Consider the following 14134-nt stretch of genomic DNA (forward strand, 5'->3'; position numbering starts at 1 on the left):
AAAGTTACTTCATAAAAAATAATTTATGTACTTTTGAATTAATTTTAAACCTCTATTCTATAAAAATTGAAAATTATGAACGGTTCTATTCGTTATCTACAAACTCGTAAAGATAAAAGTGCTATTTTTTTTAAATGTCTGCCTGAAAAAGTAGCCACAATAATTATAAATATCAAGCCAGAAGCAAATTTTGACTTTTCTGAAACGTTACTTACAGAAGGACTTTCAGCAGAACAAACACCCTTTATTTTAGCAAAAAAGCAAGATTTACCTTATACAGGAGAGCGAAATAAAATCATCGAAACACTTATTCAAGATGGTTTTTCTGAATCATCAGCACAAGACTTCGAACGTGCAGAAAAAATATATCAACAAGCAAATACTAAGTAATCAGTTACCAGTTACCAGTTACCAGTTACCAGTTACCAGTTACCAGTTACCAGTTACCAGTTAGGGAAAATTACTTTCTGAATTAATTGTTTTAAATTTTACTAGGAAAAACAAGTCATTTTCCCTAATCTGACTTTGTACTCGCATTTACTTCATACTTCTAAAATCTGACTTCTAAATTTATTAATGCGTATTTCTGTCATTACTCCTTCTTACAATCAAGCTGCTTATCTTGAAAAAACAATTCAATCTATTATTTCGCAAGGATATGAAGATTTAGAATATATTTTGATTGATGGAGGAAGTAATGATGGTTCTTTAGAAATTATCAAAAAATATGAATCTCATTTTGCTTTTTGGGTAAGTGAAAAAGATGAAGGACAAAGCCACGCCATCAATAAAGGTTTTGAGAAAGCAACAGGCGATATTATTACTTGGATTAATTCGGACGACCAACTTACCCCCAATACCTTACACAGAATTGCAGCCGAATTTGAGAAAGATGTAAAGAAAGAAACCTTTGTAGTTCATGGAAAAACTATTCTTTTTGGAGAGAATATGGCTGATAAAGAGTTTGGAGCTTCTAAAACAGATTTTTTAGAGCGTTCTTTGGCAGGTCTTCCTTTTCCTCAACCTTCTTCTTTTTTTAGAAAGGAATTAATAGAAAAGTATGGAAATCTAAAACAAGAGTTTCATTTTGGAATGGATTATGATTTTTTTGTTTCCGTTTTTTTGAATGAAAAAAGTGTCTATATAGATGAGGTTTTTTCAAAGTATTTATATCATACAGAAAGTAAAAGTCTGACACAACAAAGTGCTTTTGCTTGTGATTATGCGAAAGTATTTAGTAAAATCTTATGTTCTTTTGATAAAAGTAAAAATATTGAACATCAAGAAATAGCAAAAAAGATACTTTCAAAATATAAAGAATTAAATTTTTATACAGAAAATGGAAGTGCTGATTCTGTTTTTACAATAAATAATTGTTTTACCGAAAAGCAGTTGCATCTAGCTTTTTGTTATAATCTTCTCAATCAACTTATTTTTTATTACGAAGCCATAGAAACAACAGACAAAAAAGAACAAGCTAAAAGTTGGGAGCAAGTCAAGAAAATAACATCTTATCTAGTAAACAATGAACCTAATTTTGTAGCCAAAAACCCAGAAATAAAACAAGTTTATAAACGAAGTAAATTTTTAAATCCAATGCTTATGGGGTTTTTGAGGAAAGTAAAGAAATCTAAATTCATATCTCTTATAAAATGATTTGATAAAAGCACTATAATCTAGGCTAAAGATTATTAAAATAAACAAAAAGAGCGATACAAACTGTATCGCTTTTTTTCAGCTATCTTCCAAAACCCGATCACTCGGTTGTCTTTAAATAAACTAAACAGTTTAAAGAAATTCTTCTTCTGACTTCTAAAACCTTGCTTTATTTAGTAATCTAAAAGATGTAATTGATACCTCTTTATAATTTTTTTCAACAGTTCTCCGTAGAGTGGCGAAGTGGCATACCCTACTCCTCCAGTTCGTTCAGAGCCAATTCTATCTGCCCAATCTTCGTAATTTTTCCCTTTTGTAAAAAGTGGGGCATATCTTTTATTATTTACCAAAAATTCTGAATGCCCTCTAAAAGATTGCCATGCACTGCCGTATTGTGTAAAATAATCTTGCACTTTGCATTCATACAAAACATTTCCTTTTTTAATAAATGGTTTTTGGGTAAGAATAATATCTTGGTTCATTGAGGCTTCTTCGGCAGTAAAATATTCTGTTGTAATTGTTTTATTACCACTTTTACTTTTGTCTTTTATTCCAAAATAATTATTATGAATTACTCTTGAACCATAAGCTGTTTCTAATGCAGATTGAGCCAATTTTATAGAAACAGGAACATTATATTTTACTTGTTCCATCAGTGCTGTTTCTATTTTACGAAGATGAATTGTATCTGTAAAATACTCAAAAACATGAGTAGGCGCATTCAAATTTTTTAAAACCATTTTCATAAACATACGACTAATATCTCTATTCATAATCAGTAAAATACTGTCATTAAGTTGGTCTAGGCGAGAAACTTTACTTTGAATAAGTGCTTTTGTGATACGAATTTGCTTTTGTATCATAAATTCTTCCATCATATTTTCACTTGTTGCAAGGCTTGCCAAATTATCATAATCAGCTACCGAATGAACAAAAATAGGAAGTCCATTTTTTGTATCTTTTTTTTCTGTTTTATCAGCAGTCAGACTAGAATTAGAAGAAGTCAATTTTATCAATTCCATGGTGGCAGATTCTTCTTTTTGATTATCAGAACTAACAAAAATACTTGCCGACGCAGAAGTCATTACACTTTCTTTTTCCATTTCCCACAATTCAAAAGGTGTTTCTTGTCCTATCTGAACCCACAGATTTTTGATATAGGTATTTTGTGTATCCCCCCAACTTCCGTAAATTGCTACTATTGACAAACACAAAGCAGCCACAACAAGCATATAATTTTGTATGACAAAAGAAATAGTGTATTCAAAATATTTTTGTCCTACCATAAGTTTGATAGGAATTTCTATGTGTCTATAATTTCTATTATTTTTTATCTTATTCAAACTAATGGAAATAGGTAAAAAATGGTTTGTAAGTTTGTTTTTCATCGTATTTACTTATGTAGCTTATTCTTCAGAGTAATTAAAATGTCCTGTAATTTTGTTATGCAACAAACACTATTTACTAATTTTATTTGCAACAAAACCAATTAATCAAAATTTATTTTCAAAAAATCTGTTTTTTTTAGACATACAATTATTTATGCTATTATTTTTAGCAAAGTTAAAGAACAAACTTAACATTTCCAACAAGTGGTTAAAAAATAAACTAAAAAATTGAGCAATTTTGACAAATACTTGAAAATCAACAAAATGAATTTATATTTTTATAAATAGAACTTTTACAAAGTCAATATTTTTGGGGTAGTATTGTAAAAAGTATGTTGTGTGTTTTTGTCGTTGGCAGCAACAAGAGTTAAAATAGAAGACGCTTAACTTTCAATTTATTTTGAAAAGAATATTAAAATATCTTTTTTTTGTATAAATTTATAGAATATGACCAAAATCATAGATTTTTCTTTAATTTAAGGCTAAATTTGTGTATTATACATAGTTACTAATTTAGACTAAATAAAAACTACACACACATCATCACAACAATTAGGATAAACAACTTGTAAACATACTAGAAAAAATAATACAACTCACTTTACAAAAAATCCTTATAGTCCCTTTTATGGAAAATACACTAACTGAAAAAGCTATTCAAAAAAAAGCTAGTCTGAACAAGACGACTCAAAACAAAACTCAAAATACCCTTAAAGAAAAAGTTACAACCAAAAAACCTCCTCGTTTTGATAATAATGAACAAAGAGAGTTTTTCAAAACACTCAATGTGCGAGTAAATAGTTATTTTAAAGACAATAATATTTCAAAAGGTGCTAATACAGCCATGGTTTTGAAAAGTCTTTTTCATGCTACTATTTGGATTGGTTCGTATTGCCTTCTAATTTTTGGTGGATTTAGCGTAGAAATCAATTATTTGCTTTGGGCAGTTCTTGGATTTTCTATTGCCATGGTTTCTGTTAATATTGCTCATGATGCTATTCATGGCGCATATTCAAAACATAAATGGGTAAATGATTTGCTTTCCCATACCTTTAACTTTAATGGAGCAAGTGCTTATATGTGGACAAAAATGCACAATCAAGCACATCATACCTACACTAATATCGACGGACATGACGAAGATATTGCGCCTGTTCCGATAGTTCGTCTTTCTTCAGAAGCTCCTTTGTGGTCTATTCATCGCTATCAACACATTTATTCATTTGCTTTATACTGTTTGAGTACGCTTTCTTGGGTTTTGATGAAAGATTACAAGAAGTTTTTTGCTAACGAAGTAGGAAATTATACAGGAGCAAAACATCCTAAAAAGGAATATTTTTTATTGTTTTTCTACAAATTTATTAATTATACTTTATTTATAATTATTCCTCTTATTATGTTGCCTCACGGCTATTTACATACCATTTTAGGGTTTTTGTTAATGCATGCAGTAAGTGGCTTTTTCTTAGCAGTTATTTTTATGTTAGCTCATGTGGTAGAAGAAGCTCATTTCTTTTTGCCTGATGAAGAAGGAACTATGGAAAACTCTTGGGCAGTTCATCAGCTTTACACAACAGCCAATTTTTCAGAGAAAAGTAAGTTTATGGCATTTATTACAGGTGGACTCAATCAGCAAGTAGAACATCATTTGTTTCCAAATATTTGTAGTATTCATTATCCTGCTCTTTCTAGCATTGTAAAGCAAACAGCAGAAGAATACGGACATCCTTATCTGACAGCCGATTTTCCGACAGCAGTTGGTTCTCATGTTCGCTTCTTAAAGAAAATGGGAAGAGAAGAAAGACCTGTAATGCACTAAATAAGAGTGGTAAATTATTAGCTGTGAATGGTAAATGAATACAAACGGCTGATTATCATTTTTTTTATAAAAAAATTTCCTTTAGTTCATTTATTTTTCATTCCTTAAACTATGATTTTAAGAAACTAGCCTTTGTGGATATTTTAGTGTAGCGACACCAACAAAAACGTACATTTTTCAAGAAAAATATAGGGATTTGATTTATCAAGTCCCTTTTTTTATAAATTATTTTTAAATTTTCAAAACTTTTTGAAAGTTTTGAAAGTATAAGGTAGTGTAAAGTATTTATTTTTACGTTATTTACTCTAAAACAGAATTTTAGTAGTAAATTTGTCAAAACATATCTTTTTAATTTAAGTTAGTAAGCCGTATTTTGAGTTTAGGTTTTATCTTCATTACCTCATTATTACTTACAATTTAATTGGCTGTCTTTTTGACTTATTAAAATTTATTAGAAAAAAGGTAGCTTCATTTTAATAAAAAACAAGTATGGAATTAATTTCAGGTTTTTCAAAACTCTCTAAAGAAGAAAAAATTAAATGGATTGCCAAACAATTAGGACAGTCGTCAGATGAATTACTAGACCAGTTTAGTAGTTTTTGGCACAACGACCCACACGAACAAAAAGTCTTTGATGAGTTTAGCGAAAATACACTGACCAACTATTATATGCCTTTCGGCGTAGTTCCAAATGTTATTTTGAATGGTGAAACGTTTGCTGTTCCGATGACGATTGAGGAAAGTTCGGTAGTTGCAGCAGCTTCAAAGGCAGCTAAATTTTGGCAGTCAAGGGGAGGTTTTCGTTCTGAAATTATTTCTACAAAAAAAATAGGACAAGTTCATTTTCTTTGGAAAGGCGATTACAATAAAATGTATTGTGTTTTTGATGAAGCAAAAGAACAAATGCTAAAAGATACAGCCGATATTACCAAAAGTATGCGTCAGCGTGGAGGTGGAATTTTGGATATTGAGCTTTTGGATATGCGCCATTTGGATGATAATTATTATCAAATAAAAGCTACTTTTGATACGTGTGATGCGATGGGTGCAAACTTTATAAACTCTTGTTTGGAGCAATTTGCCAAAACGCTTCAAAACTGGGTAGCCTCAAAAGAAATGTTTAGCGATGAAGAAAGAGATGCTACAATAATAATGTGTATTCTTTCGAATTATACGCCCGAATGTTTGGTCAAAACGTGGGTAGAATGTCCGATTGAAGACTTAGGAGGAAAAGATGGACTCATTGACGGACTAGATGCCAAAACATTTGCTTTCAAATTTCATAAGGCGATTGAGATAGCAAAAAACGATGTTTATCGTGCCACAACACACAACAAAGGAATTTTTAATGGTATTGATGCCGTAGTTTTGGCTACTGGAAACGATTTTAGAGCTGTTGAAGCCTGTGGACATACGTATGCTTCTCGCTCTGGACAGTACAGAAGTTTGTCAGATTGTAGCATAGAAAATGGAATTTTTAAGTTTTGGTTAGAAATGCCGATTGCCGTCGGAACGGTTGGAGGACTTACTTCACTACATCCACTTTCAAAGCGTTCTTTAGAAATGCTTGGCAATCCGTCTGCGCCAAAACTAATGCAAATTATTTCTACTTTGGGCTTGGCTCAAAACTTTGGAGCAATCAAATCACTTACCACAACAGGAATACAAAAAGGACACATGAAAATGCACCTTTTGAATATCTTACGCAACTTTGAAGCAACAGAAAAAGAAGTAAAACAAGCCGTTGAATATTTTAAAAATAATACAGTTTCTTTTAATGCTGTAAGAGAATTTTTGGCGACAGTTCGTACTCACGTTTAAAACAAACCCTAAGGGTTTTCAAAACCCTTAGGGTTTAAAAATATCAATAACACACAAAATATTTTCAATACAAATTGAACAATTTTTTTACTCTTCCAAAATCCCTTTTTTATTTATGAATCGTTTTCACGGAAATGGAAAACTGCTCCTCAGTGGGGAGTATTATGTGCTTGATGGTGCAATGGCTTTAGCTGTTCCCACTCAAAAAGGTCAATTATTACAAGTTACTTATGCCCCTTCAGCGCATCGTGTGTTGCATTGGAAAAGCTACGATAGTAATGGACAAATTTGGTTTGAAGCTCGTTTTGATATCGAAACTTTTGAAGCCTTAGAAGGCTATGTTTCTCAAAAATCAATGGTTTTGCAGAAAATTTTGCAAACGACACGCAAAATTTCAAAGAACTTTTTGGTCGGAAAAGAATATGTTTTGGTAGAAACTTTTTTAGAATTTCCTCGTCTTTGGGGGTTGGGAAGTAGCTCTACACTTATTCATAATGTCGCAAAATGGGCAGGAATAAATGCTTTTGATTTACTTGCCAAAACTATGGGAGGTTCGGGTTATGATGTAGCTTGTGCAGAATCTGAAACACCAATTTTGTACGAAAGACACGACGGAATTCCACGTACAATTCCAGTTGATTTTAATCCTCCTTTCAAAAATCAAATTTATTTTGTCTATTTAGGTAAAAAACAAAATTCTGCTGAAGGAATTTCGTATTACGAAAAACTAAAAAATATAGAAAGTAAGAAAGATAAATTAGTAGAAGAACTTTCAGGCATTACACACAAAATTGTAAGTGCTACAAAATTAGAAGAATTTGAAAAACTAATTGCTAAGCACGAAGAAATTATTGCTGAAAATATGGCAATGGAAAGAGTAAAACAAACTTATTTTTCTGATTATTGGGGCGAAGTAAAATCTCTCGGTGCGTGGGGAGGAGATTTTGTTCTAGTTACAAGTCAAAAATCAAAAGAAGAAACACAAGCCTATTTTTTAGAAAAAGGAATGGATACTTTTCTTACTTATGACGAAATGGTAAAAGGCTAAGTTACTTGTGTCGTTGGTGAGGACACCAACAACGGCATTGAAATTAAACTCCATTCTTTCAGTTTTTTTATTGGAGGAATGGAGTTTTCAATTCAAAAATCAATAATTTAAATAGTCATCCTGTTCTAATCCTTCTATCTTATCAATTCGAATATATGAGATTTTATTTCCACTAGATATTCCTAATTTTCTCAAACTTTTCATTTTATAAATAACATTTGGAAAGTTTGTAAAGCGATTGTAACCAAGTTTTAAAGTATGTAGTTTTTTCAAATCATCTAATTTAGTAGGAACACTAGAAAGAGAGTTTCCATGTAAATCTAATACTTCTAAATTGATAAGATTTGATAATTTTTCAGGTACACTTTTTAAATTGTTATTATCTATTTTAAGAATACGTAGTTTTTTTAATTTATTCAGATTAGTTGGTATTTGAGAAATATCATTATTTCCAATATTTAATTCTTCTAATTTTACAAATGATAGTAACTCTTTAGGAAAGATTTTTAGTTTGTTATTGCTAATGTCTAGTTCTTTCAAATTTTCAAATTCTAACCATTTACTTGGAAATTCTTCTAAATTACTATTTTCAATATAGAGTTTCTCTAATTTTTTCAATTGAGTTAATTTATTGAGTTCTTCAACAGAAATTTTGCTCCTACTTATATTTAATTCTTTTAGGTTTTTGAAAAGAAAAATCTCATTCGGCAAAGAATCTAATTCTATATATGAAAAGTCAAGATATGTAATTGTATCTGGTCTTTGTTTAGATTCTTCAATAAATTTAGTCATATATAATTCCTTCATTTTTTGTTGTTGTGAGTAGCTTTCTTCTCTAACTTGAATCCTTTGAGAACCTTTTACTCTCATCGTATCTCTAAAATTCTCTATTGAATCATAACAAACTAAAATCATATCCAAATAAATATCAATACTATCTTTTATGTTTACATCCTTTTTACTTAAAATTACTTTACTGAAAATAGTTTCATAGTCATGATAATAAGTGCAACTACCAACTTGACCTTTACTTTTTACACTATCAGAAGAAATAGTTAAATCAATATCAAAACCTGTCATAAAACCTTTATGCATACTAACAACTAAATTATCATCAACCACTCTACATAAAGTAAAATACTCAAATATTTCGTTCTTTCCCTCTAATTCTCCATTACTAAAATTAGCAACCAAAGGCTCACTAAAATCATAATTAGCATCATAAATAAGCTGATGTTTTGGTTCTTCTATTTCCTTCTTCTCAACTTCATTATTTTGAAATAATGAACTATCAAAGGCATAAAACCAACAAGCCAGCATAGAAGCCAAAGCAATAATAAGAAATAGTATTTTTTTCATAATCTTGAAAGGTTAGTAGTTGTGATTTTTATTTTTCTAGTCTTCATTTCTTTTTCCCATTCTCGTTGTTCCTTGAACGACCATTGTATCAATATATTTTCCATTTTCTTCTGCATAGACAAAACTCATATCAAAGTAAACATCTAAGCTATCCGAAAAATTTAGTGTTTTTGAGTTGATTATAATTTTACTTTTTAGAGGTCTATAACTATGATTATATGTGCAATCAGATACTTTTGCTTTGCTTTTTACATTATCTTTCGTAATTATTATTTCTACTGATGCTCCAACTATTGCATAAGCTACCAATTTTAGAGAATCATTTTTGTAAATAGCATAATTTCTATTTAAGTCTGATGTACTACGATGAAAAATATTGGGCAAAATTTCCGTAATATGCTCTGCCACTAATGAGGGTTCTGAAATAATTCCAGCAGTATAAGTTGTATCAAAAATAAGAAAATGAGTTGAATCTCCTATTCTTGTTATTTCTTTCTCTTTTTTTTGAATGGAAACACTTTTATTTTGAAAAAATGAACTCTCAAACACATAAAACAAACAAGTAAACATAGAAGCCAAAGCGACAATAAGAAATAGTATTTTTTTCATGATTATATAGAAATTTGTAGAATAGCTGACAGTTTAATTTTACAGTATTTTATTTGTTATAAGACAGAAATTTCAAAATAAAAACAAAAAAACTTAAAAAAAGCTATACTATTTTTAATTTTCTACGTTTTACTATAAAGTACAATTTATTTTGAATATTTTAATACAAAAATCCATTAAAGATTATATTTAATATTAAATTAGTTCAAAAATTTATTTATTGTATTCTATCTTAACTACTCATCTAATCATTATTTCTATGAAAAGTAACTCATTTTTTGAAAAGAAAATACAGAAAAATTATAGCATTCATTCTGTAAAACTTAGCTTGTTTGCACTTTGGATTTGTGTGTTTGTTGTAAGTACAAGTTGTCAGAATGACTCTTCCAATTCAGAAACAAATGATTCTTCTATTACTAATTCTATCAACGAGGACATAGAAAATAATTCTTCAACTACTTCTACTTCACAATCTAATACAGTACGACCAGATTTAGATAATCAAAATAATGAACGTGATAATTTATTAGCTGAAGATTATGCAGCCAATTCAGAAAGTAATTCAGATTCAGATAATTCTAGTTCATTCACAAAACAGGATTCACTTGAGTTTTTCAAACGCTTTTCTCCCAAAACGCAAACTTTTGTAATTGATTCGGACAAAGACCAGCATATTTTTGGAGAAAAAGGAACACATATTTTAATAGAAAAAAAATCTTTTGTTTTTGAAGACGGAACGCCTGTAAAATCAAAAGTAAATGTAGAACTAAAAGAATTTTACGATAAAAAAACAATTCTTTTGGCAGGATTAGCCACACAGACAAGAAATGGGTTTTTGGAAAGTGGTGGAATGATTCATGTGCAAGCCACAGCAGAAGGCAAAAAAGTAAAACTCAAAAAAGAAATTACTATCGAAATGCCTACGCTAAATACAAAAGTAAGCAGTCAAGAAGAAATGAAAGTTTATTTTGCTTCTAACAACTCAAACAGTTCTTTAGATAGAAACTCTACTCTAAATCCTCCTACAAATTGGCAAACCAATGGAACTTTTATTGATATGGAGGTTCCAGAACCAGATTATATGAAATGGAAATATCTTGGAAAAAAAATACATAAAAATTATGTTCGAGCAGATACCGTTTGTCAGTGTGCCGATGTTTCTTTAGTGTATGAAAAAATAGAACCTTTATCAAAAGCTATTGAGTACAAAGAAGATTTTACACACAAAAAAAAGCAATCTGTTTTTCCTAAAGCTCAAAAAAGTATTGATAAATTAAAAAAGAGAAATCAGCGTTTTTTTCCATTAGAAGGTTCTAAAAATATTCGGGTAGTAGGAAATGCCACTCAACTGGTATATGATTTTTATCCTTTGTCAGAAGAAGATATTTATTCTTATGATACTATCAGGGTTGCCTTTGAGATTGATGAGTTTAGAACAGGAACAGTAGTAGAACGTATGGAAAGCACACATAATGCTGTCAAAAAATATACAACTCAAACGAGTATCCGTCCGAATAGTGGTGTTTTTCTGACTGTTGAATTATTAGAAAAAGGAATTTGCAAGCAATCTAAAAAACGTTTTTTCTTGCAATCTTTGAATGCTGCATCCAAAGTGTTGCCAGAAGCTGAAAAAAGTAAAAATGAATGGAAAAGAATTCAGAATGGAACACAGGAAAATTATGATTTGTCTTATGATAAAAGAGATAAAGCAATTATGGTTTGGACAGGAATAGTTAGAACTACGAAAGCAAAATACAACAATGAAAATTATTATGAAGGAGAAGGACGCACCTATCAAAAGTATATAGATGAAGAGTTGAAGAAAGAGTTTGAAAACAAAAATGTAAATTATGCTAAGTGGATAGATAATCAAGCGAAAAACAACCCCAATTTTGATGAATCAAAAATCACAAGTTATGTACTCAAGACAAAACAAATGGGATGGATAAACTGCGATAGATTTTATGGGATTCCTGAAGAGAGAAAAACAGATCTAATTGTCAAAACTCAAACCACAACAACACTTATTTTTAATAGAATAAATGCTGTTATGAAAAGTAATTATCATTCAAAAGGAGTACAGTTTGCCAAAATTCCGAAGGGAGAAAAAATTACTCTCTTTAGTGTTCAGAAAAAAGAAGGCAAATTATTTATGGCATTACACGAAACAACTATCGGAAATGAGCCTATTTCACTTGTCTATGAAGAAGTTAGTTTTCAAGAAATGCAAGACAAACTAGATTATCTTTAAAATCAGTTGTTACTTATCTCAATAAAAAGCATTTAAAAATCAAGTATAAATAAAGCCTAGAAAAATTCAATTACGTTTCAATTATCTCGCAATCCTAATCTCAACTACTATGAAAACTTCACAAAGTTCATTCAGAAGGTCAAGCTCAGTTTTATCTGTTATCTTTGTTTGTCTTTTATTTATAAGTTCTTGTAATACAAATTCTACTTCTAAAGAAGACAAAATCAGTCAAGAAACAACTACTGTGTCAAACTCTGATACAAATATAGACGAAAATAGTTATTCGATTGATAGTAATTCTAACGCCATTAACAACGAACAACAACCAAATTCTATTCGTCCAGTATATTCAAACAATGATTCAGATGATAATACAAACATAAACGAACAAGATTTGTATGCTGAATTTTCGGCGCAAGATTCTTCTGAGTTTTTCCAACGTTTTGCCCCAAAAACACAAACATTCAAAATTTCAAACAATGAAGAACAAGATATTTATTGTGATTTAGGAACATATATTCATATTGAAGAAGGTTCTTTTGTTTTTCTTGATGGAAGTCCTGTTACTACACCTATAAATTTTGAGGTGAAGGAATTTTATGATAAAAAAACGGTTTTACTGGCAGGCTTGGCTACTCAAACAAAAGATGGCTTTTTGGAAAGTGGTGGAATGCTGCATCTTGAAGCTACTTCGGATGGAAAAAAAGTAAAACTCCAAAAGAAAATAGCTATCGAAATGCCTACTTTTAATACAAATACAAGAAGTAAAAATGGTATGAAGGTTTATTTGGCGAGTAATTCGAAGACAAACTCAAATACTGCTAATTTGAATAATGTAAATAATCCTCCTTCTATTTGGCAAACCGACGGAACAGAAATTGGAATTGTAAGTATTCCAGAAAAAAGAGATTTTTATAAGCTACGTTTTTTATATAAAAAAGATAGCCTTGATGCGCCTCAAACAAATACAAATGACTGTGAGTGTGCTGATGTAAATTTGATTTCTGAAAAAATAGAGGCTTTGTCAGAAGAAATTGATGTAGAAAAAAGCAAAGAGTATCTAACGACATTTCGTACCATCAAACCTACAACATCAAATAGACGAGTAATTACACCAACAATTCAGAGTACATTTTCGGTTGTAAAAGACACAGTAGCGTATGAAAATTATAAGAGTTACCAAATGTCCTTTTTTGAAAATCCAAATCAAGAAGATATTGTCTTTTATGATACGATTCAACTTGCTATCGAAATCAGTAAAAAAGGAACAGCAAAAGTAATTGAGGAAATTACAAAAACTAATAACGGTTTGAAAAATACTTCAGTTATTCGCTCCGTCAATTCTTCTGGTGGACTTCGTTTTAGCGTAAATACTTCGAAAAGTGGTATTTGTAAAGGACAAAAGATAGCTTTTTATCTTCAGTCAGTTGGTTTGTGGGAAGATGTCTTGGAAAAAGGAGAAAATCAATTTAGAAGTTGGAGAAGTTCGCAGCGTAAAAGCGACGAGAATTATACTATTTCTTATAAAAAGCGTAAAAAACCCATTTTAGTTTGGACAGGAATTATCAAAACCACTAGAAAAGCCTTTGTTGAAGATTATAGAATGACACGAGCTTTGAAATATTATCACAGAACACCCAATGTAAGAAAGCAAGTTGCTTATGATGCCTATCGTCAGAAGTACATAGACCGTTATGAACAATATGTAGCAAAAAATAAAGCAACTTTAGAAACGACTCAAGTATTAGATTCTTATGTTTTTCAAACTATGGATTTAGGTTGGATTAATTGCGATCGTTTTTATGGTGTACCAAATACACAAAAAGTAAATTTGCTTGTCAATTCTCATACACCTGTTAGAGTTATTTTTAATGACATAAATGCTGTCATGCGAGGTACACAAACAGGAAAATATAATACATTTAGCAGCATACCTAAAGGAGAACGAATTACCATTTTTGGTGTTCGCAAAAAAGGAGAAAAACTATTTATGGCTTTTGAGAAGGTCAGAGTAGGCAAAAACCCTGTTGATTTAGTGTATAGAGAAACTACTTTAGAGGAAATAGAAAAAACGTTGGCAAATTTGTAAGACAATAAATTCCCTCAATTTTTTTAATTGATAAAACGGCTATTTTTACTCAAAATAGTCGTTTTTTTTATACTAATTTAGAATACCTACAATA

Annotated in this window: 10 protein-coding genes; 7 read left to right on the plus strand and 3 right to left on the minus strand. The window is 30.2% G+C overall.

Annotated elements, in window-relative coordinates:
• The first annotated feature begins 75 nt into the window (after positions 1-75).
• Complete coding sequence (locus ACE193_RS00985) at positions 76-390, plus strand: DUF6495 family protein (protein WP_375561161.1); 315 nt, start codon at positions 76-78, stop codon at positions 388-390.
• A 186-nt stretch (positions 391-576) separates the two neighbouring features.
• On the plus strand, positions 577-1656 hold the full coding sequence (locus tag ACE193_RS00990) for a glycosyltransferase family 2 protein (RefSeq protein WP_375561162.1): 1080 nt from the start codon (positions 577-579) through the stop codon (positions 1654-1656).
• A gap of 173 nt (positions 1657-1829) precedes the next feature.
• Here the strand turns inward: ACE193_RS00990 and ACE193_RS00995 are convergent, their stop codons facing one another.
• Entirely contained in the window at positions 1830-3044 is a 1215-nt protein-coding gene (locus tag ACE193_RS00995; protein ID WP_375561163.1) for a glycoside hydrolase family 73 protein, read from the minus strand.
• A 628-nt stretch (positions 3045-3672) separates the two neighbouring features.
• Between ACE193_RS00995 and ACE193_RS01000 the strand changes: the two genes are divergently transcribed.
• The 3 genes from ACE193_RS01000 to ACE193_RS01010 all read left to right on the plus strand — a co-directional run bounded on the left by ACE193_RS01000 (position 3673) and on the right by ACE193_RS01010 (position 7732).
• A complete protein-coding gene (locus tag ACE193_RS01000) occupies positions 3673-4863 on the plus strand; it encodes a fatty acid desaturase family protein (RefSeq protein WP_375561164.1) in 1191 nt (396 codons plus the stop codon).
• 489 nt (positions 4864-5352) lie between these two features.
• Positions 5353-6684, plus strand: a complete 1332-nt coding sequence (locus ACE193_RS01005; protein WP_375561165.1) for a hydroxymethylglutaryl-CoA reductase — start codon at positions 5353-5355, stop codon at positions 6682-6684.
• A 115-nt stretch (positions 6685-6799) separates the two neighbouring features.
• A complete protein-coding gene (locus ACE193_RS01010) occupies positions 6800-7732 on the plus strand; it encodes a GYDIA family GHMP kinase (protein WP_375561166.1) in 933 nt (310 codons plus the stop codon).
• Between the two features lie 99 nt (positions 7733-7831).
• On the opposite strand, the gene ACE193_RS01015 is transcribed toward ACE193_RS01010, so the two are convergent.
• Together ACE193_RS01015 and ACE193_RS01020 are read right to left on the minus strand one after the other, a co-directional pair.
• Positions 7832-9091 (minus strand): leucine-rich repeat domain-containing protein, encoded by a 1260-nt coding sequence (locus tag ACE193_RS01015; protein WP_375561167.1) that lies wholly within the window; start codon positions 9089-9091, stop codon positions 7832-7834.
• A 36-nt stretch (positions 9092-9127) separates the two neighbouring features.
• Positions 9128-9700: a hypothetical protein gene (locus ACE193_RS01020; protein ID WP_375561168.1), complete on the minus strand. Its 573-nt coding sequence runs from the start codon at positions 9698-9700 to the stop codon at positions 9128-9130.
• A gap of 259 nt (positions 9701-9959) precedes the next feature.
• On the opposite strand from ACE193_RS01020, the gene ACE193_RS01025 reads away from it, so the two are divergent.
• Complete coding sequence (locus ACE193_RS01025) at positions 9960-11951, plus strand: hypothetical protein (RefSeq protein ID WP_375561169.1); 1992 nt, start codon at positions 9960-9962, stop codon at positions 11949-11951.
• Positions 11952-12060: 109 nt separating this feature from the next.
• On the plus strand, positions 12061-14040 hold the full coding sequence (locus ACE193_RS01030; RefSeq protein WP_375561170.1) for a hypothetical protein: 1980 nt from the start codon (positions 12061-12063) through the stop codon (positions 14038-14040).
• Positions 14041-14134 lie beyond the last annotated feature (94 nt).

It is taken from the genome of Bernardetia aquimarina, assembly GCF_042180575.1.
Taxonomy (GTDB): domain Bacteria; phylum Bacteroidota; class Bacteroidia; order Cytophagales; family Bernardetiaceae; genus Bernardetia.